Below are 18109 nucleotides of genomic sequence, written 5' to 3'. Positions count from 1 at the left end.
ATCCTTTGGCGGGCAAGATTGGCCAAAGGGGCTTTATGTTTCTTCGGGAAACAAGGGGAGGAAAACATGTCTGCACATGGCGGTCTGGTGAGACGCTTGCCCGTCGGCGCCGACGATGAACGCGCGATCAAACATGTGCTGCTGCGTTACGCCACCGGCATAGACACGCGGGACTGGCCGCTTTTCCGGACCTGCTTCGCCCAGGATTGCGAGACCGATTACGGCAGCTTCGGACATTGGCGCGGGCCGCGCGAAATCGCCGAATATATGGCCGATGCGCACCGCCACATGGGGCCGACGCTGCACCGCATCACCAATATCGTGATAGAGAAGCGCGACGACCAAGTGCACGCGCGCAGCTATGTCGACGCAATCCTGCCGGAGGCGGCCCAAGGCGGCGTCACCCATCGCGCGTCCGGCTATTATGACGATTGCCTGGTCCGCACATCGGACGGCTGGAAGATTTCCCGTCGGAAATTCACCATGGTCAAGGCGGGGCTGGATGACTGAATTCAACCGTCAGGTCCTGTTGACGTCGCGTCCGGCGGGAATCGCGCAGGCGGAAAATTTCGCGATCGGGCATGCGCCGATCCAACAGCCCGCGCCGGGCCAGATCCTGGTGCGGAATCATTATCTCTCGATCGAACCCGCCATGCGCGGCTGGATCGCCGATGCAGGCAATTACGCCGCGCCCGTCGCCATCGGTTCGGTCATGCGCAGCCTTGCCTCGGGCGAGGTCGTGGCCTCCGCACATCCCGACTATACTGTCGGTGAGCATGTATCCGGCTGGTTCGGCTGGCAGGACTATGCCTGCGTCGCAGCCGATCAGGTCGTGCAGCGCACCACCGCGGCCGAGATGCGGGCGTCGCTCGGCATTCTGGGCATCAACGGCATGACGGCCTATCTCGCGCTCACACTCGTCGGCCAGCCCCGCGCGGGCGAGACCATCGCGGTATCGACGGCGGCCGGCGCCGTCGGTTCGGCCGTCGGCCAGATCGCCCGCATCCTGGGTTGCCGCACGATCGGAATCGCGGGCGGGCCGACCAAGGTGCGGCGCTGCGTGGAGGAATATGGCTATGACCACGCCGTCGATTATCATGCCGGGAATGTGGAGGCAGCGATCGCCGAGCACGCGCCGGAGGGCATCGACATCTATTTCGACAATGTCGCAGGGGCGATCAGCGATTCGGTTCTGCCGCATCTGGCCCAACGCGCGCGCGTCATAGTGTGCGGAACGGCATCGATCGACCGCTGGGATCCATGGCCGATGGGGCCGCGCGTCGAACGGCATCTGCTGGTCAAGCGCGCCCGCATGGAGGGCTTCGTCATCTTCGACCATCTCGATCGCTATGCCGAAGCGACGGCCCAATTGCGGACATGGATCTCGCAGGGCCGCCTCACATGGCGCGAGGACATATTGGAGGGGATCGAGGCCTGCCCGGACGCGCTGGCCGGTCTTTATCGCGGCGAAAATGACGGCAAGCGGCTCGTCCGTCTCGTCTGATCTGGGAAGAGGACACCACGTCATGGAGAATCTGGAAGGGCAAATCGCCATCGTCACCGGCGCATCGTCGGGCATCGGCGCGGCCAGCGCCCGTGCGCTTGCTGAAGCGGGCGCAACCCTGGTGCTGGTCGCACGCCGCGCCGATCGCCTCACCGCACTGGCCGATGAACTGGGCCGTGGCAGCACGGCCTACGCAGCCGATATGGCGGATCCGGACGCGCCGCAAAGGTTGCACGATTTCGTCTTGGGTCGATTCAGCCGGGCCGACATATTGGTCAACAATGCCGGTATGCTGCATGCCGCGCCGATCGACGCATTCGACCTCGACCAACTCCGCCCCATGATCGCGATCAACTATGAGGCAGTGGTGCGCGCCAGCACCCTTTTCGCGCGGACAATGAAGGCGGCCGGCAAAGGCCAGATCATCAATATATCCAGCATCGGGGCGAACATCACCGCACCCGGCGTGGGCGTTTATGGCGGCCTCAAGCGCGCGCTGGAGGCCTTTACCGACTGTCTTCGCGTCGAGCTTGCCGGATCGGGCGTCAAGGTAGGGATCGTCGCGCCGGGCACGACCAGCACCGAGATTTTCGAGGATATGAAGGCCAGGGGGCAGCCGTCCTGGGACAGCTTCATCCCGCCGATGCAACCCCGCGACATTGCCGAAGCCGTCGCCGTCATCGCGCAGCAGTCCGAACGCACCAATATCGCGCGCATCCAGGTCTATGCCGCAGCGGACAGCCATTGACGCCCCGGCCCATGCCGGAGCGTCCTTCCGTCAGTCAAGCGTGGCGTAGGCGTCCAGCCGGAACGGATTGACCGCGCCGCCATCGCGCATCTTCGCCACCCATTGCGCGTCCATCAGGAGGGCGCGGCCGACCGCGATCAGGTCGAATTCACCCCGCGCCATCCTGTCGGCCACCAGCGCCAGATTGTTGGTCATGACGGTCGGCTGCGCGAAGGAGGATTGCAGATCCTTGCTGAGGCCCACGCCGCCGACCGCTATGGTCGGCTTGCCAGTCAGCTTCCTGATCCAACCCGCCAGCCCCATGTCGGAACCCTCGAAGGCCGGCGCCGTGAAAATGCGGGTGCTGGCGTCGAATATATCCACCCCCGCCTCAACGAGCGGAGCAAGCATCGCTTCCAGTTCCGCCGGCGTCTCCGCATTGCGCGCGTCATAATCCTGCAGCTTCCACTGGGAGAAGCGGAAGATGACCGGAAAGTCGGGCGCGGTCACGGCCCGGATCGCCCGTATCAGTTCGACCGCGAAGCGCGCCCGCTCAGCGATCCCGCCGCCCCAGCGGTCGTCCCGCACATTGGTATGGCGCCACAGGAAACTGTCGATCAGATAGCCATGCGCGCCATGCAGGGCCACGCCATCGAAGCCCACCGCCTTCGCATTGGCTGCGCTGCGGGCGAAGGCGGCGATCAGGTCGCCGATCTCGCTTTCGGTCAGCGGGGTGGTGGGCGTGCGCACCTGTTCCAGATAGTCGGGAGAGACCATCGCCCTGTCGGTCGGCCCCCAAATGCCCGAGGGGCGCGCCGAGGGCGCATCGGGATGATAGCCCGTGCCCGGCACGCGTATGACGCCCTGATGCCACAACTGAGGGATGATGAGGCCGCCCGCCGCATGCACGCCGTCCACGATGGTGCGCCAGCGCGCGAGCGCTTCGTCGCCATGCAGGACGGGCGAAGCACCACCCCCCATGGTTTCACGTCCCACGGCGGCGGGATGGTCCACGCCCACCCCTTCGGTAATGATCAGGCCTACATCGGCTTCGGCCCGTCGTCGATAATAGCCCGCCACGCCGTCCGAGGGGATGCCGCCCGGCGAGAAATTGCGCGTCATCGGCGCCATCACGAACCGGTTGCGCAGGTGCAGCGAGCCCATCGTGAACGGTGTGTATAAAATTTCGGCCTGCCCCATCAAAGCGATCCTCTCCTCTGCTTGTCAAAAGACCGTGCATCAGCGGATGGGCGCCGAAAACCTATCCTGTGACAGGACATCCGCGCCCAGTACCCGCGCATGCTCGGGTCGACTCAGGCGGCTTCGACAGCAAGGGCGGACTGCGGACAGGCCTCGGCGCCTTCCCGGGCCTGCTCCTCCAGTCCTTCGGGAACGATTTCGTCGTCAACATATACGATGCCATTGGCGTCAAGCTTGTACACTTCGGGGCAAATTTCGGCGCACACGCCATAGCCGCAGCATGCCGCCTTATCGATCACCACTTTCAGTTTCTGGCTCATCCTGCCTCTCCTTCTTCTTGATCGCACATTACATCTTGAACAGATTTAGTTCAATATGTATAACACGACTCAATCAAGGAAATTCTTCAGGAGAGCAAGATGCTGCACAATGCCGGGCTGACGCTGAGCGACGGAACGACGCTTGACGATCTCATCAACCGCGACATGAACGAGGTGTCGCTGCGCGTGATGAATGACAAGGAGCTGTATGAGCTGGAGATGGAGCGCGTGTTCGCCCGCACTTGGCTGCTCCTTGGCCATGAATCGGAAATTCCCAAGGCCGGCGACTATGTCATGCGCGACATGGCCGAAGACAATGTGATCGTCTCGCGCGACCGCAGCGGCGAAATCCACGTCATGCTGAACGTCTGCCCCCATCGCGGCATGAAGGTGTGCACGGCCGAAGCGGGCAATGCCCACGCTCATCGCTGCATTTACCATGGCTGGGCCTTCCGCGCGGACGGCAGCTTCATCGGCGCCCCGATCGAAAAGGAGCAGATGCACGGCAACAAGCGCTCCAAGGATGAACTGGGGCTCAAAAAGGCCCGGGTCCATCTCTATGGTGGCCTGATCTTCGCCACCTGGAACAAGGATCTGTCGTTCGAGGATTATCTGGGCGACGCCAAATTCTATCTCGATCAGCTTTTCTGCCGTACGGACAATGGCCTTGAGATGCTTGGCCCGCCACAGCGTTTCGTGCTGCCGTGCAACTGGAAGATTCCCGGCGAACAGTCCGGATCGGACGGCTTCCATACCCTGACCCTGCATCGTTCGCTGATGGAAGGCGGCATCATGGGAGGCACGGCCGAGTCGATCTATGACACCGCGCCGGGCATGTATGGCGTCGACCTTTCGGTGCCGCAGGGCCATACGCTGCGTTGCCTGGAGGCGGCCCAGACCTTCAAGATGTTCGCCGACGTCAGCTTCGAAGGCAAGTCGACCGAAGAGCGGCTCCACCTGCTGCCGCCGCCGGGCATCACCAAGGAGTTAATCCCACAGCTTTTCAAGAATCTGTCGGAGGACCAGGTCAAGCAGTTGGCCAACATCCCGCCCCAGGTCGGCGGCATGTTCCCCAACATCCTGATCGCTTTCATCTTCGCCCCCCGCACGGATGGCGGCGCCTCGGGCGCTCTGTCGCTGCACACCTATGTGCCCAAGGGGCCGGACAAGGTGGAGTTCGTGAACTTCATCTTCGCGGAAAAGGATGCGCCGGAAGATGTGAAGCGCGACATGCTCCAGAACGCCATCTGGTCGACCGGCACATCGGGCACGATCGAGCAGGATGACGCCGATACCTGGCCGCAGATCATGCGCAACTCGCGTGGTCATATGAGCAAGACCGTCACGCTCAAATATCAGGCGCTGCACGGCTATGAGCGTCCCGAAGGCTGGGTCGGCGGCGGCGATCTCTATCCTGGCTTCACCAAGGACGACACGCAATGGGCCTGGTGGATGGCCTATTATAATCTGATGGCCGAAGCCTGAGCCGTCGCGACGAGAGAGGACAGATATCATGGTGAACTACGCGACCGCCGCCATCGACAAGACCAGCGTGCTGCGCGGTCTTGTTTCCATCAAGCGGGTGCCGCTCGGGTCGGAAGTCTATAACCGCCTGCTCGAAACCCTCTATGACGAAGCCGCCGCGCTCGACGAACGCCGGTTCGACGACTGGGTGGCCTATCTGGAACAGGATCTGAGCTACACCGCTCCTCTTCGGCTCACCCGCAACGGCCCGAACAAGGACCGCGACGTGGTGCGCACGATGAAGCATTTCGACGAGAATTACGGCTCCATCCTGATGCGGACCGGTCGCCTGGCGAAGAGCGCCTGGGCCGAAGATCCACCATCGCGCACGCGCCGCTTCGTCACCAATGTCCGCGTCGCCGAGAGCGAAACGGCTGGCGAGTACGAGGTGGTGAGCTACCTCTATGTCGAGCGCAGCCGCCTGGACAATCCGGATAACGAGACGATCAGCGCCGAACGCCGCGACATCTGGCGGCTGGTCGACGGTGCTTACAAGCTGGCCAGCCGTGAAATCATCGTCGACCAGTCGACGCTGGGCATGTCCAACTTCGCCATCTTCCTCTGACCGGAGCGGCTTAGGTGACGGGAACCCCGCACAGCGGCCTTGCCGGCTATGGCGTTCTGCGTGAGCTTCGTAAGCTCGCGCCGGACGCCCGGCTGACGCTGGTCACGCAGGATGACGGGCATTTCTACTCCAAGCCCGCTTTGTCGACCGCACTCGCCAAGGGCAAGGTTGCCGATACGCTTATCACCACGCTGGCGGAAAAGATGGTCGCGCAGTTGAAGCTCGACCTTCGGGCCGGCCGTATCGTCGAAGCGATCGACCGGCAGGACAAGGCCGTCCTGACGACCGGCGGCCCGATCTTCTACGATCGGCTGGTGCTGGCGCTGGGCGCCGATCCGGTTCGCCCGCCGATCGATGGGGACGCCGCGCACCGCGCGCTTGCGGTCAACAATCTCGACAATTATCGCGAATTTCGCGAAAGATTGCCGGACGGCGCGCGCTTGCTGGTGATGGGCGGTGGCCTCGTCGGCACCGAATTTGCCAACGACCTTTCCGCGAGCGGCTATCAGCCGGTGGTCGTCGACATGCTCGGCCATCCTCTCGCCCAACTCGTGCCGCCGGGGGTGGGCCAGATGATCCGCGACGCCCTGTCCGAAAAGGGCGTTGAATGGCATCTGGGCCGCAAGGTTCTGGCCATCCACAAGGGCGGAAAGGGGATCAGAGCCGAACTGGACGACGGCCTGGTGATTGAGGCTGCGGCTGTTCTGTCCGCCGTCGGGTTGCGCCCGCATATCGCGCTTGCGCAGGAGGCCGGGCTGGAGGTCGCGCGCGGCATCAAGGTCGATCAGACCGGCCGCACCAGCGATCCCGCCATCTATGCCATCGGCGATTGCGCCGAATATCCGCAGGGACTGGCGGCCTATGTCACCCCGATCATGGCGGCGGCCCGCGCCATCGCGCCCAGTGCGTTGGGCACGCCGACGGACATCCGCTTCCCGCCGCTGTCGGTCCAGGTCAAGACCACCGCCTATCCTGTCGTCCTGCTGCCCGCTCCTGTCGGCGTGGACGGGCAATGGCAGGAAGTCGCCAATGACGAGCGCGGGCTGAAATATCATTATAAAGACGCGGACGGAACGATCCGCGGCTATGTTTTCACGAAAGACTATTGCCAGGACCGCATGGACATGGACCGTGCCCTGAGCGAGCAGATGACAGGAGTGGCAGCGTGACGGGATTGGTGAAGGACAAGGTCGCAATCGTCACGGGCGGCGCGAAGGGGCTGGGTTACGGGATTTCCCGCTGCCTTGCACAGGCGGGCGCGCATCTCCTGATCACCGGCCGGGATGGCGCCGCCGCTGAAACGGTCGCCGCGGACATCACGCAAAGCTTCGGCGTCCGCTCCGTCGGCATGTCCGCCGACATGGGCGTCAAGACCGAAGTAGAGGCGATGATCGAGCGCGCCGTCAGCGAATTTGGCGGGCTGGACATATTGGTCAACAACGCGTCGCAGCTTTCGCCCAACGTCCTCCTCGAACAGAAGACGGACGAGATGCTCCAGCGGACGCTGGAGATCGGTACCTGGGGCAGCTGGTGGGCCATGCGCGCCGCCTTCCCGCATATGAAAGCGCGCGGCGGCGGTTCAATCATCAACTTCTATTCGATCGACGCTCAGACCGGCGCCTGGCTCCACGCCGACTATAATATGAACAAGGGTGCGATCCTGGGGCTTACCCGGACCGCCGCGGTCGAATGGGGACGCTTCAACATCCGCACCAACGCCATCGCGCCGACCGGCATGGGGCAGGTGTTTGCAGACCTCGCGGAAAACGTCCCCGGCTTTCTTGAGATGGCGACAGCCAGCAACCCGCTCAAACGCGCGGGCGATCCCGAAAAGGACATCGGCCCGGTCGTCCTGTTCCTGGCGTCCGAGATGTCGCGCTTCGTCAATGGCGAGCTGATCAATGTGGATGGCGGTCAGCATCTACCGGGCTATGTCAGCGTTCCGCACAACCTCGCCGAGATGGAAGCCCAGACATGAAATTGATGCCGCACACCGACTGGAGTGAAATCGTCGCGACGGATCAGTCCGGCAGCGTCCAGAAGATCATGGACGGCACGTTGCGCGCGATCAACTCCATCGGCGCGCGGCGCCTGTCGATGAGCGACATCAGCGAAAGCAGCGGCGTTTCGCGCGGCACGCTCTACCGTTATTTCGCGTCCAAGGAAGAAGTGCTGGCGGCCTTTAGCGAATATGTTTGCAGCAGCTTTGAAAAAGGCATTGTGGAATCGGGCGAAGGCATCGCCGAACCGATCGAGCGCTTTCGCGCGGTGATGCGCTTTTACGGCCGCTTTACGATCGAGCGTTCGCCCGAAGGCATTTTCGAGGTCGAACCTGCCTTCCATCTCAATTTCCTGCGCAGTCATTTCGGCCGCCACAAGGCCGCCGTCCAGCGTGCGCTAGCGCCCGTCTTCGACCATTTCGACAGCCTGATCGGCCAGCGGATCAACCGGGACGCCTTCTGCGACACCATGGTCCGCCTGCAACTGAGCACGCTCATCATTCCCGCCACCCCGGATTGGCTGGCCATCTGGAACAGCGCCCCCGATCGATTGTGCGACTGGGCATTGCAGATCGCCGGACACCATAGCGAACATGAGAAAGGATGAACTGATGGCTACTGCCCCCAAGGTGGATAATGAGATCCAGTGCGGTTTTGCCGAAAAGGCTGTCGCTGACGCGATGGTGGAAAAGGCGCGCAGCTTGCGCGCTTTCCTGCAGGGCGAAGCGCCCGAGGGCGAAAAGCGGCGCAGCCCCACGCCCACTGTCGACAAAATGCTGAAGGAAGAAGGCTTCCTGCGCATGCTGCTGCCGCAACGGCTGGGCGGCATGGGCCTTTCCCCGACAGATTTCTGCCGGGTGCAGATGGAAATCGCCAAGGGCGATCCGGCGATCAGCTGGGTGATCCAGATCATCAACGGCACAAGCTGGATCACCAGCCTTGCGCCCGACGGCGTGCAGGACGCTGTGTTCGGCGACGGTCCCCAGCCGGTCTGTGGCGCCTACAACCCGCCCGGCAAGGCCCGCAAGGTTGACGGCGGCTGGATCATCAACGGCTCATGGCCTTATATGTCCGGGTCGCGGCAGTCGAACTGGGCGCAACAGGGCGTCGTGCTGGAGGGGTATGACGGCCCGGTCGTTCCGGGCATCAGCATGTGCTATCTGCCGATGGACAGCATGACCATCCAGGACACATGGTTCGTTTCCGGCATGCAGGGCACCGGCTCCGACACGGCGGTCGCCAAGGATGTATTCATTCCCGAAGCCCAGATGGTGCTGATGGATGAACGCGCCGGCCAGATCGACCGGACCAAGCGCCATTTCGGCGCGCCCTCCGATCTGCTGCCCGCCGTCCCGGTCGTCCGCACCACGGGCATTGCTCAGTTGATCGGCGCGGTCGAGGCCATGTTGGAGATCGTCACCGCCGAGGCTCCCAAAAAGCCGGTGCTGACGACGATTATCGGCCCGCGCACCAAGTCAGGCGCCTATATGCGCGATCTGGGCGAGGCGGCGGCGATGATCGACACCGCAAAGCTGATCCTGTTCGACCTGACTGCCAAGCTGGATCGCGTCGGTCTGGGCGAAGAATTCACCCTGGCGGAAAAGGCGAAGCAGCGCGCAGGCGGCGCGCAGATGATCGAACTGGTTCATGGCGCCAGCGAGTCGCTGATGTTCCAGGCCGGTTCTTCGGGCTTCGCACTGGACAAGCCGATCAACCGCTACTGGCGGGACATTTCGATGGCGCTGCGGCACATCCAGAATATCCCGACCATCGGCTATGAAATCTATGGCCGGAACCTGACCGGCGCCGATCCGATCTCTCCGCCGGGCGCCTATTGAGGTCGAAAAAAGGGTCGCCCCTTTCCCAGTGGGCGACCCTCTCTTTTCCGCCGCTAGGCCGCATCCATCACTACCATAGGGGAATGCCATGCGGGCCGCCCTGATCGACAGCGATGGCGGCTTCGCGCTGGCCGATCATCCCGAACCGACCGCGCAGCCCGGCCATCGCGTCATCGACGTCGCGGCCGCCGGAATCGGACCCACGGACCTCATGCGCGCGAAGGGCTTTTTCGGTCCCGTCGATGCGCCCTATGTGCCCGGCGGCGAGGGTGTCGGGCATCTGGATGATGGAAGCCGCGTCTACTTCGGCCATAGCAGGCCGCCCTTCGGCGCGATCGCGGAACGCACGCTTGTGGCCGAGGAGGAAATCTGGCCTGCTCCCGACGGCCTTTCCGACGACCAGCTGATCGCCCTCGCCATCTCCGGCACCGGCGCGCTGATCCCTCTGGAAGAGGCGCGGATCGCGAAGGGCGAGTCCGTCCTCATTCTCGGCGCGACCGGCCCTGTCGGGCAGATCGGCGCGCAGGTCGCCCGGCTGCTGGGCGCGGGCCGCGTCGTGGCGGCGGCGCGCGGCCGCGAACGGCTGGAGGCCATGCAGGCCGCCGGTCATGCCGATGCGATCGCCCTGTTGGGCGAGGGCGATGACGAGGCGGCGCTGAAAGCGGTCTCGGAAGGCGGCTATGACGTCGTGCTCGACATCATCTATGGTCCACCCGCGCAAGCGGCAATGCGCGCCACGCGGCCCGGCGCGCGCATGACGAGCATCGGTGTGCAGGCCGGACCAACGGTCACGCTGTCCCTGCGCGATCTCGTCTTCCGCAGCCATATCGGCGTCGGCACCGGACAACGGCCGGCCAGCGAGCGCCGCGCCGCCTATGACCGGCTGATCGCCATGGCGATGACACAGGGCCTGACCGTCGACACGCGCCGCTATGCCTTTGCCGATGCCGCCGACGCCTGGGCGGCGCAGGCCGGCAGTCCCTATGGCAAGATCGTCATCACCCGCTGATCCCATGAGGACTCCCGCCTATATCGATCCCACCGCCCGCCTGTTCGGTGATGTGCGGCTGGGCGACGATTGCAGCCTCTGGCCCTATGCCGTCGTCCGTTCCGAACGGGTCTATGTTTCGATCGGGCGCTGCGCCAGCGTGCAGGACCATGCGATGGTCCATATCGGCTGGGATGATCCCACGATCATCGGCGACTATTGCACCATCGGCCATCGCGCGGTGGTCCATGGCTGCATCATCGAACCTGCCTGCCTGATCGGCATCGGCGCGACCATCATGGAACGCTGCGTCATAGGGCGCGGCTCGATCGTCGCCGGACACAGTTTCCTGCAGCCAGACAGCGTGATTCCACCCCATTCGCTTGTCATGGGCACGCCCGGCCGTGTTGTCCGCCGCATCGACAAGCTGCGCGCGAACATCGTCGATGCGTTGCTCTATCGGGACAATGGGCGCGCTTATGCCACAGGGGCGCATCGCATCTGGGAGCATGCCGACATGGCGAAGCTGGGTGACGAAGCCGATGCTATTCTTGCACGCGAAGCTGCAGGCTGGGATGACCGGGGCATCGGCGAAGCCACCACAGGATAAGAGAGCGATCATGCCGGACACGCCCGATATTGCCAGAGACGCCATGCTGGACCTGCTGTTCCGCGACGCTCGCACCCATAATCAATGGAGCGCCCGGCCGCTTTCGGACGAGACCGTCCGACGCCTGTACGATCTCGCCAAATGGGGGCCTACGACGGCAAACAGCAATCCGGGCCGCTTCGTCTTCGTCCGCTCGGAGGCCGCGAAGGCGCGCCTCAAACCCCATCTGAGCGCGGGCAATGTGGACAAGGTGATGCAGGCGCCCTGCACCGTGATCATTGCAGGCGATACCCGGTTCTACGAATTTTACGACAAACTTTTCCCCTCCCACGACATGCGCAGCACGTTCGAGGGCAAGGACGCGCTGATCGCGGACACAGTGGCGCGTTCTTCGACACTGCAAGGCGCCTATCTCATCATGGCGGCGCGGGCGCTAGGCCTGGATTGCGGCCCGATGTCCGGCTTCGATCAGGCTGGCACCGATGCGGAATTTTTCCCGGACGGCCGGTGGAAGAGCAATTTCCTGTGCAATATCGGCTATGGCGACCCGACCGGGCTCTTTCCCCGCAACCCCCGGCTCGATTTCGAAGAGGCCTGTCTCGACCTCTGATGTCGGGCGAGGCGTCCGCCACAAGGCGAACGCCTCCCGCCATTCAGCTTGCGGGCGTCCACACCAGCGGCAGAGCGACCGGCTGGATCATCCCGAGATGGCATTCCACCTGATGGCCGGGCGCGATGCGGAAGTCGGGAATGCGGGCGAGAAACTCCTCCATTGCGATCCGCAGCTCGCGCCGCGCCAGATGCATGCCGACGCAGGTATGGATGCCGAAGCCGAAACCGACATGCCGTGGCCGCCGGTCGAGCCGAACCTCGGCAGGCGCGTCGAACTCGGCCGGATCACGGCCGGCGAGCGTGGTCGACATCGCCACCTTGTCGCCGGGCATGAAGCGGATGCCGGCCACTTCGGTTTCCTTCTTGCAGGTTCTGAAGGTGGTCACCGCGCCATAAGCCCGCATCAGCTCATCTATGGCGTGCGGGATTTCCGACGGATTGGCGCGCAGAAAGGTCTGATCCTGCGGATGGCTGCCCAGATGCCGGAAATGCAGGCCCATATTGGTCGAAACCGTGTCCAGACCGCCAATGAACAGATTGAACATGAAGCCCAGCAGTTCGTCGTCGGTCAGCGCCCGGCCATTGATCTGTCCCTTTACGCCGAAACTGATGAGGTCTTCGCGTGGATTGGCCCGCCTGTCCTCGATCTCTCCGCCCAGATAGGCAAGCACGCTACGCGTCGCCTCCGCGATCTTGGACAGGTCATGATTGTGGAGCAGGTTCATTTCCCATTCCATGAACTCGCTCATCCGATCGTGCGGCAGGCCCATCAGTTCCATGAACACCTTGATGGGGAATTCAAAGGCAAAATCGCCCATGAATTCGCACTGGCCGCGCGGGGCGAAGGCATCGATATATTCCACCGCATAGAGCCGGATCTTGTCTTCCAGCGCCGCCATCGCCTTGGGTGTGAAGGCCGGGTTGACCATCTGGCGAAAAGGCCCGTGGGCAGGCGGGTCGAGTTCCGCTGGCGAGTTGATCCAGTTCCCCCCCACCAGCTTGGAGAAAGGCGAAAAGTCGGTCGAGGAGAAATGATCGGTGTCGAGATATATCTCGCGCAGATGCGCCATGCGGCGCGGCACCCAGGCGGGCGTGCCCCCCGGATAGGCGTGGGTGGCGTAGATGATGTCAGGCCCCTCATGCACCTGCATCGCCAGATCATCGAACGGATCCTCTGTCGTCGTCATGCCGAAGATGAAGGGGAAATCCTGGCTCACCAGTTCGAGCGGCACATGATCGGGGATCGGTTGCTCGGGAAACATCATCGCACTTGCTCTCCTTGTCGTCTTTGCCGGAAATTTCGGGCGGACATTGAGCCACCGCCCACGCGCCAGACACCTGTCCTTCAGAAGGATCGCGGCAGCCCCAGGCTTTCCGCGATGCCATTGCGCACCATTTCGTTGGTGATGGGACCGATGCGCCACAGGCGGCTGTCGCGCCAGTAACGCTGCATGTCGGTTTCCGCCGAATAGCCCATGCCACCCAATATCTGGATGCCCATGTCCGCCGCGGCATTGGCGTTTTCGGAAGCCATGAGCTTGAGCATATTGGCCTCGACGCCGACATTCTCGCCCCGGCTCTGCTTGTGCGCGCAATAATGCAGCATCAGTTCGGTCGTCTTCTGCATGGTCGCGATGTCGGCGACATAATGTTGCAGGCTCTGGAAGCGGCCGATGATCCCGCCAAAGGCCTTGCGCTGTTTCATATAGTCGAGCGCGTCTTCCAGCACGCCATCGATGACGCCCAGGCAGAAGGCGCCTACCATGATGCGCTCGTTGTTGAGCGTGGGCAGCAGCATGTACCAGGCCTTGTCGGGTTCACCCAGAACATGCTCGTCCGCGACGAGCGCATTCTCGAAATGAACGGAGCAGCTGCCCATCGACCGCATACCCAGCTTGGCCAGTGGCGTGATCGTCACGCCCGGCGTCTTCGTCGGCACCCAGAAGAGGGTCAGGCCCTGATGCTTCTTCTCGACGCCCCTGTCGCTTCGCGCGATCACCAGCAGATAATCGGCGACATGGGCAGAGGAGGACCAGATCTTCTCGCCATTGAGCCTCCACCCGCCATCGACCCGGTCAGCCGTGGTGGCCATCGCGCCGAGGAGGTCCGTGCCGCCGCCCGGCTCGGTGAAGGCGATCGCAGCCTTCAGCTGGCCCGTCGCGATCAGCGGGAGATATTTCGCTTTTTGTTCGGCCGACCCGTAAAGCCCGATGGATTTGGACCCTGCAAAGCTGGTGATGCCCCATATCCATGCCAGTCCGCCCAGCGACCGGGCCAGTTCCCGCGCCAGCAGCATCTGCATGACGACGTCGCCGCCCTGCCCGTCATAATCCTCCGCTATGCCGACGCCGTGGAAACCCGCTTCGGTGAACTTGTCCCACAGCGCAAAGGGATAATGATGCTCGTCCTTTTCCAGCGCGCGCGCCCAGTCCTTGGGCACTTCGCTGTTCACCCAGCGGCGCACAATGTCGCGGAAAGAGCGATATTCTTCGGGCAGTTCGAAATCCATTGTCAATCCTTTTGGAGTTGGTCCAGATCGCCGCCCGCCATGGCCTCGGCATCGCACAGGGCGATCAGGCGCGCCGCCATCCGGTCGAGGCAGGCCAGCACGCCATCCTGATCGCCCGCCAGAAAGGCCTGCAGTATCGCCTCATGCTCGCGGAGGCCGCTTTCGCGGAGGGTCGTGATGCCATGCAGAAAAATGAAGCGGGCGATCAGCCCGCGCCGGTCCAGCGTCGACCGCAACAATTCACGGCTCTCCGAGGCCTTGATGAAGATCGTGTGGAAATCGAGCCCGGCCACGATCGCGGCCATATATTCGCCGCTCGCCAATGCCGCGCTATAGCGCGCGATCGCTCGTTTCAGCGTCCGGATCTCCGCAGCGCCGATGCGGGGCATGCCCCAGGCATAACCCAGCCGCCACAGTTCGGCCTGCACGCGGATCAGGTCACGGGTCACGTCAGGGTCGATCGGCGTTGCCCGCTTCAACCGGTGGGTTTCGACTTCGACCAGCCCTTCGGACGCCAGTGTGCCCAGCGCTTCCCTGACCGGCGTCGCGCTGACATTCAGGTCCTGCGCCAGCGCCGTTTCCCGCAGCAGCGCGCCGGGCGGAATGACACCCGCCACGATCCTCGATCGCAACACCGCCGCCACGGCCTGGCGCCGCGTCGCCGGGGATTGCAAAATCTCGGGCGAGTCAAGCCGTTCAAGAGCGGATGTCCAATAGACCATGGATGTATCCTGCGATTCCATATTCTATAGAATGCAGCACGGTGAAACGGTCCGTTCCTCTCCAAGGATAGGGTGTCGGGACAGCGAACCGCTATAGGGTCGCTGCATGAAATGCCCGAAATGCAAAACGCCGCAGAACGGTTATGGCGGGTGGTGCCGCGCTTGCGGCCATGCTGGCGGCAATGTTCGCCGGGCGATGCTGTGGACGTTGATACCCACATCGATCATCGCGGCCCTGTTGCTCGCCCGAATCGGCTATGCCGAAGTCACGCGGCAGGGCAGCAGCCGTAACAGCTACAGTAACGCCATCGAAACCCAGAATGCGAGCGGCCGCAGCGCTGCCTTTGCCAAGCTCATGCATGATGCAGGGCAGACATGCTCGCGCACGTCCAAATCCCTGTTCAGGGGAGATATCGGCACTAACGCGGCCTGGGCGCTACGCTGCGAGGATAGCGGCGACTGGCTGGTTCTGATCGCGTCCAACGGCGCGACCCGCATCGCGAGCTGTGGTCCGCTGAACAAGGCCGGGACGCCCTGCTGGACCCAGCTCTAGCGCCTCGGCTTTTTCTGAGTTGACGCTCTCCGATTGCAGTCCGGGTAGGCCGGTCAGCCGAACCCCTCCCCGCTCCGCCACCAGCCAAAGCCGCGCGCGGCCCGCATCATCATATCCCATCCCTGCGTGCTGGCCGCTGCAATGGCGGCGGGGTCTGCTCCCAGACCGGCGAACGTGCGCTCGATCATCTCGTCGATATAGGCGCGTGGCTCGACCGACCGGAGCATCAGGCGCCGCCGCGCCTCGATCGTCATGCCGACGATCAGATCCACTGCCACGTCGATCGACCGGAACTGCATCTGCCCGCCATCCCGCGCGGCCTTCAGCGCATCGCGCACCAGCAGGTCGAACATGCTCGCCCGCGCGAAATAATCGACATAGTCGACGCGGCAGGTAAAGCCGCCCCAGCGCGGATCATGCCAAGCCCGCGCCATCGCCATCACCGCGCCGCCGACCGCCCGGACCAGCGGGTCCGTCACATCGTCGAACAGCCTGCGGAAATCGGCAATCAGGTCCGCGGTCATCCGCTCGCCCAGTTCATTCACCGCAGCGTCGAGGGACTCGAAATATTTGTAGAAGCTGCCGCGCGATACGCCCGCCGCGCAAATCACGTCATCGATCACCAGACTACCGCTGCCCTGCCCCGGCTGATACAGGTCGAGCACGGCGTCCAGCAGCCGCTCGCGCATCCGGGTGCGCCTGATCGCAGCCGCCGCCGTGCGCGGATCGACATCAGCGGGAGCAGGCGCGGCGTCGGACATCGCTTCCCTATTGCATCGGGTGGAAATAGCGCGCAAGCAGGCTGCCATCCTCGCCGAATATATAATGTTCGATGCTGTGCACGCAGACAGGATGCCCGTCATATTCACCTTCGTTGCGGACATAGATGACGGCTTCGTTGCCGCTCACCTTCACATCCTCGACGAACAGTTTCCATCCGACATATTGCGCGCACAGGGCCTCCAGCTTGTCCCATCCTTCCTGCACCGGACCGGTGGCCGGGTCCTGCACCTTGAATCCGCCCGGCGCGATTGCGCGGAAGGCCGCCATGAAATCGTCGATACGGCCCTCGCTGAACATCTCGGCCTGGGTCTTCAGGAATGTCGCGATTTCCTGTGCGGTCGGTTGTGTCATGATATGTCCTTCTCCTGTCATTTCGGTTCCGCCCAGATCGGGGCCGGCGTGATGTCGGGCAGCAGGGCGATATTGGATCGCAGGCCGGTAATTGCCCGGCCATATAGCTCGATGGAAAGCTGTCCGTTCAACGCATTGTGACGGGTGCCGACGCTCAGGTCGCGCCAGATCCGCTGCAAGGGGCTGGAAAGGGCGAAGGCGCCCGGCCCGGCGATATCCATCAACCGGTTGCCCGCCGCGCGCAACAATTCCATCGCATAGCCGCAATCGGCCTGGATCCGCGCCTTGTCGAAGCCGGTGAGTACGCGGTGCTGCGCGGTTTCGTCCAACATCCCGGCGGCACGGCGCACATGCAACCAAGCCGAATCGATCTCCATCGCCGCGCGGCCGGTCATGCCGACCAGAGCCTCCGAACCGCTCTGCCCGGCATAGGTCCAGCCCACTATCTGTCGCCTGGGCATCGCCTGAACCACGCCTTCGAGCAATGCCGTCGCCGCGCCCAGCATCGGCGCGAGCACGCCCAGCGGGAATAGCGGCTCCATCGGCCATCGGTCGCGCGGTTCCAACCCCTCCATCGCCAGGATCGCCTCGGCCGGTGGCGTACGCGATGACCAGAGGATCAGTTCCTCCGGCACGAGCAGATCCCGCGCGACGATCATGTTGCTGCCGGAACCGGCCATGCCGGCGACATGCCAATTGTCCTCGATCGAACAAGCAGGGTCGCGCAGATCCAGAAATACCAGAGCCGGTTCAACACCCCCATCCGTTTCGATCATGACGCCGTTCAGCGCCCAATCGGCGTGCAGGCACCCCGATCCATAACCCCAGCGCCCCGACACGCGATAGCCGCCCGACACCGCAACCGCTTTGCCCGAAGGCGCGGAGGCACTGCAAAACAGTTCCTCGCCGGTCTGGAACAGCCGCTCCGTCATGGCCGGCGGCAGCGCGAACGCCGTTCCGGTAATTCCTGACAGCAGACCATAGGCCCAAGCAGTGCCGACGCAGCCCTTGGCCAGTTCGGCAACTGTCTCGATATGGGTGGTCAGCCTGTGGCCTGGCCCACCGGCGCGTTCGGGCGCCGTGATTTGGAACAGGCCGGATGCGCGCAACGCCTCCATCACCGCCGGAACGATCCGCCGCTCGCGTTCGCACGCGGCGGCATGGTTCTCCAGCAAGGGCCGCAGCGACGCGGCGATGCCTACGGGGTCGGCCACGAAGGCCACGGGCCGCTTGTGCGCCGGAGGTTCTTCTACCGTTTCAGATCGCATCCGAATTATCGCTCCTCGCCGTTTCCAGATATAAT

The 18109-nt window shown here is 63.5% G+C and carries 21 protein-coding genes; 13 read left to right on the top strand and 8 right to left on the bottom strand.

Annotation, left to right across the window (positions count from 1 at the left end; genetic code table 11):
* Positions 1 to 87 precede the first annotated feature (87 nt).
* The 3 genes from AX724_RS13765 to AX724_RS13755 are packed head-to-tail and all read left to right on the top strand — an operon-like array spanning position 88 to position 2252.
* Positions 88 to 510 carry a nuclear transport factor 2 family protein gene (locus tag AX724_RS13765; protein ID WP_231736688.1) on the top strand — a complete coding sequence of 141 codons (423 nt, stop codon included), beginning with the start codon at positions 88 to 90 and terminating at the stop codon, positions 508 to 510.
* Complete coding sequence (locus tag AX724_RS13760; protein WP_009823766.1) at positions 503 to 1504, top strand: NADP-dependent oxidoreductase; 1002 nt, start codon at positions 503 to 505, stop codon at positions 1502 to 1504. Before AX724_RS13765 ends, AX724_RS13760 begins: the two co-directional genes overlap by 8 nt.
* A 22-nt stretch (positions 1505 to 1526) precedes the next feature.
* Entirely contained in the window at positions 1527 to 2252 is a 726-nt protein-coding gene (locus AX724_RS13755; protein WP_017180903.1) for an SDR family oxidoreductase, read from the top strand.
* A 30-nt stretch (positions 2253 to 2282) separates the two neighbouring features.
* Here the strand turns inward: AX724_RS13755 and AX724_RS13750 are convergent, their stop codons facing one another.
* Both AX724_RS13750 and AX724_RS13745 read right to left on the bottom strand, forming a co-directional pair.
* Entirely contained in the window at positions 2283 to 3431 is a 1149-nt protein-coding gene (locus AX724_RS13750) for an NADH:flavin oxidoreductase (RefSeq protein WP_082733537.1), read from the bottom strand.
* A 113-nt stretch (positions 3432 to 3544) separates the two neighbouring features.
* Positions 3545 to 3751 carry a ferredoxin gene (locus AX724_RS13745; RefSeq protein WP_009823769.1) on the bottom strand — a complete coding sequence of 69 codons (207 nt, stop codon included), beginning with the start codon at positions 3749 to 3751 and terminating at the stop codon, positions 3545 to 3547.
* 99 nt (positions 3752 to 3850) lie between these two features.
* On the opposite strand from AX724_RS13745, the gene AX724_RS13740 reads away from it, so the two are divergent.
* The 9 genes from AX724_RS13740 (at position 3851) to AX724_RS13700 (ending at position 11886) form a co-directional block, all read left to right on the top strand.
* Positions 3851 to 5236 (top strand): aromatic ring-hydroxylating dioxygenase subunit alpha, encoded by a 1386-nt coding sequence (locus tag AX724_RS13740; RefSeq protein ID WP_066767423.1) that lies wholly within the window; start codon positions 3851 to 3853, stop codon positions 5234 to 5236.
* Between the two features lie 28 nt (positions 5237 to 5264).
* Positions 5265 to 5840 (top strand): aromatic-ring-hydroxylating dioxygenase subunit beta, encoded by a 576-nt coding sequence (locus tag AX724_RS13735; RefSeq protein WP_066767422.1) that lies wholly within the window; start codon positions 5265 to 5267, stop codon positions 5838 to 5840.
* 14 nt (positions 5841 to 5854) lie between these two features.
* Positions 5855 to 7009, top strand: coding sequence for an NAD(P)/FAD-dependent oxidoreductase (locus AX724_RS13730; protein WP_066767421.1), 1155 nt, complete (start codon positions 5855 to 5857; stop codon positions 7007 to 7009).
* Complete coding sequence (locus AX724_RS13725; protein WP_009823773.1) at positions 7006 to 7818, top strand: SDR family NAD(P)-dependent oxidoreductase; 813 nt, start codon at positions 7006 to 7008, stop codon at positions 7816 to 7818. The genes AX724_RS13730 and AX724_RS13725 overlap by 4 nt, the downstream gene beginning before the upstream one ends.
* Complete coding sequence (locus AX724_RS13720) at positions 7815 to 8447, top strand: TetR/AcrR family transcriptional regulator (protein WP_009823774.1); 633 nt, start codon at positions 7815 to 7817, stop codon at positions 8445 to 8447. Before AX724_RS13725 ends, AX724_RS13720 begins: the two co-directional genes overlap by 4 nt.
* 4 nt (positions 8448 to 8451) lie before the next feature.
* On the top strand, positions 8452 to 9678 hold the full coding sequence (locus AX724_RS13715; protein WP_228227156.1) for an acyl-CoA dehydrogenase family protein: 1227 nt from the start codon (positions 8452 to 8454) through the stop codon (positions 9676 to 9678).
* An 88-nt stretch (positions 9679 to 9766) separates the two neighbouring features.
* The gene (locus tag AX724_RS13710) at positions 9767 to 10687 is read left to right on the top strand and encodes a quinone oxidoreductase family protein (protein WP_066767420.1); all 921 of its coding nucleotides are present in this window, start codon (positions 9767 to 9769) and stop codon (positions 10685 to 10687) included.
* Positions 10688 to 10691: 4 nt separating this feature from the next.
* The gene (locus AX724_RS13705; RefSeq protein ID WP_066767418.1) at positions 10692 to 11276 is read left to right on the top strand and encodes a gamma carbonic anhydrase family protein; all 585 of its coding nucleotides are present in this window, start codon (positions 10692 to 10694) and stop codon (positions 11274 to 11276) included.
* A 10-nt stretch (positions 11277 to 11286) separates the two neighbouring features.
* Positions 11287 to 11886, top strand: coding sequence for a malonic semialdehyde reductase (locus AX724_RS13700; protein ID WP_062731409.1), 600 nt, complete (start codon positions 11287 to 11289; stop codon positions 11884 to 11886).
* Positions 11887 to 11929: 43 nt separating this feature from the next.
* Here AX724_RS13700 and AX724_RS13695 read toward each other — a convergent pair whose 3' ends face one another.
* From AX724_RS13695 to AX724_RS13685, 3 genes are all read right to left on the bottom strand, one after another.
* Entirely contained in the window at positions 11930 to 13153 is a 1224-nt protein-coding gene (locus AX724_RS13695) for a cytochrome P450 (protein WP_062731410.1), read from the bottom strand.
* A gap of 80 nt (positions 13154 to 13233) precedes the next feature.
* Positions 13234 to 14397 (bottom strand): acyl-CoA dehydrogenase family protein, encoded by a 1164-nt coding sequence (locus AX724_RS13690; protein ID WP_066767416.1) that lies wholly within the window; start codon positions 14395 to 14397, stop codon positions 13234 to 13236.
* Between the two features lie 2 nt (positions 14398 to 14399).
* Complete coding sequence (locus AX724_RS13685; RefSeq protein WP_231736687.1) at positions 14400 to 15119, bottom strand: GntR family transcriptional regulator; 720 nt, start codon at positions 15117 to 15119, stop codon at positions 14400 to 14402.
* A 106-nt stretch (positions 15120 to 15225) separates the two neighbouring features.
* Between AX724_RS13685 and AX724_RS13680 the strand changes: the two genes are divergently transcribed.
* Entirely contained in the window at positions 15226 to 15672 is a 447-nt protein-coding gene (locus AX724_RS13680; protein WP_231736686.1) for a hypothetical protein, read from the top strand.
* A 53-nt stretch (positions 15673 to 15725) separates the two neighbouring features.
* Here AX724_RS13680 and AX724_RS13675 read toward each other — a convergent pair whose 3' ends face one another.
* From AX724_RS13675 to AX724_RS13665, 3 genes are read right to left on the bottom strand one after another with little or no spacing between them, the layout of a single operon-like run.
* Positions 15726 to 16433, bottom strand: coding sequence for a TetR/AcrR family transcriptional regulator (locus tag AX724_RS13675; RefSeq protein ID WP_066767412.1), 708 nt, complete (start codon positions 16431 to 16433; stop codon positions 15726 to 15728).
* Positions 16434 to 16440: 7 nt separating this feature from the next.
* Complete coding sequence (locus AX724_RS13670) at positions 16441 to 16806, bottom strand: hypothetical protein (RefSeq protein ID WP_009823784.1); 366 nt, start codon at positions 16804 to 16806, stop codon at positions 16441 to 16443.
* 17 nt (positions 16807 to 16823) lie between these two features.
* Positions 16824 to 18074 carry an acyl-CoA dehydrogenase family protein gene (locus AX724_RS13665; protein WP_231736685.1) on the bottom strand — a complete coding sequence of 417 codons (1251 nt, stop codon included), beginning with the start codon at positions 18072 to 18074 and terminating at the stop codon, positions 16824 to 16826.
* Between the last annotated feature and the right edge of the window lie 35 nt (positions 18075 to 18109).

The organism is Sphingobium sp. CCH11-B1 (assembly GCF_001556865.1).
In the GTDB taxonomy this organism is placed as follows: domain Bacteria; phylum Pseudomonadota; class Alphaproteobacteria; order Sphingomonadales; family Sphingomonadaceae; genus Sphingobium.
This window is presented reverse-complemented; position numbering and strand designations above follow the sequence as displayed.

What these genes read in the sequence shown, in the direction of transcription:
- AX724_RS13760 (WP_009823766.1), top strand. Translation starts at nt 503, where the DNA reads ATGACTGAATTCAACCGTCAGGTCCTGTTGACGTCGCGTCCGGCGGGA.
- AX724_RS13755 (WP_017180903.1), top strand. Translation starts at nt 1,527, where the DNA reads ATGGAGAATCTGGAAGGGCAAATCGCCATCGTCACCGGCGCATCGTCG.
- AX724_RS13750 (WP_082733537.1), bottom strand. Translation starts at nt 3,431, where the DNA reads ATGGGGCAGGCCGAAATTTTATACACACCGTTCACGATGGGCTCGCTG.
- AX724_RS13745 (WP_009823769.1), bottom strand. Translation starts at nt 3,751, where the DNA reads ATGAGCCAGAAACTGAAAGTGGTGATCGATAAGGCGGCATGCTGCGGC.
- AX724_RS13740 (WP_066767423.1), top strand. Translation starts at nt 3,851, where the DNA reads ATGCTGCACAATGCCGGGCTGACGCTGAGCGACGGAACGACGCTTGAC.
- AX724_RS13735 (WP_066767422.1), top strand. Translation starts at nt 5,265, where the DNA reads ATGGTGAACTACGCGACCGCCGCCATCGACAAGACCAGCGTGCTGCGC.
- AX724_RS13720 (WP_009823774.1), top strand. Translation starts at nt 7,815, where the DNA reads ATGAAATTGATGCCGCACACCGACTGGAGTGAAATCGTCGCGACGGAT.
- AX724_RS13715 (WP_228227156.1), top strand. Translation starts at nt 8,452, where the DNA reads ATGGCTACTGCCCCCAAGGTGGATAATGAGATCCAGTGCGGTTTTGCC.
- AX724_RS13710 (WP_066767420.1), top strand. Translation starts at nt 9,767, where the DNA reads ATGCGGGCCGCCCTGATCGACAGCGATGGCGGCTTCGCGCTGGCCGAT.
- AX724_RS13705 (WP_066767418.1), top strand. Translation starts at nt 10,692, where the DNA reads ATGAGGACTCCCGCCTATATCGATCCCACCGCCCGCCTGTTCGGTGAT.
- AX724_RS13700 (WP_062731409.1), top strand. Translation starts at nt 11,287, where the DNA reads ATGCCGGACACGCCCGATATTGCCAGAGACGCCATGCTGGACCTGCTG.
- AX724_RS13695 (WP_062731410.1), bottom strand. Translation starts at nt 13,153, where the DNA reads ATGATGTTTCCCGAGCAACCGATCCCCGATCATGTGCCGCTCGAACTG.
- AX724_RS13690 (WP_066767416.1), bottom strand. Translation starts at nt 14,397, where the DNA reads ATGGATTTCGAACTGCCCGAAGAATATCGCTCTTTCCGCGACATTGTG.
- AX724_RS13685 (WP_231736687.1), bottom strand. Translation starts at nt 15,119, where the DNA reads ATGGTCTATTGGACATCCGCTCTTGAACGGCTTGACTCGCCCGAGATT.
- AX724_RS13680 (WP_231736686.1), top strand. Translation starts at nt 15,226, where the DNA reads ATGAAATGCCCGAAATGCAAAACGCCGCAGAACGGTTATGGCGGGTGG.
- AX724_RS13675 (WP_066767412.1), bottom strand. Translation starts at nt 16,433, where the DNA reads ATGTCCGACGCCGCGCCTGCTCCCGCTGATGTCGATCCGCGCACGGCG.
- AX724_RS13670 (WP_009823784.1), bottom strand. Translation starts at nt 16,806, where the DNA reads ATGACACAACCGACCGCACAGGAAATCGCGACATTCCTGAAGACCCAG.
- AX724_RS13665 (WP_231736685.1), bottom strand. Translation starts at nt 18,074, where the DNA reads ATGCGATCTGAAACGGTAGAAGAACCTCCGGCGCACAAGCGGCCCGTG.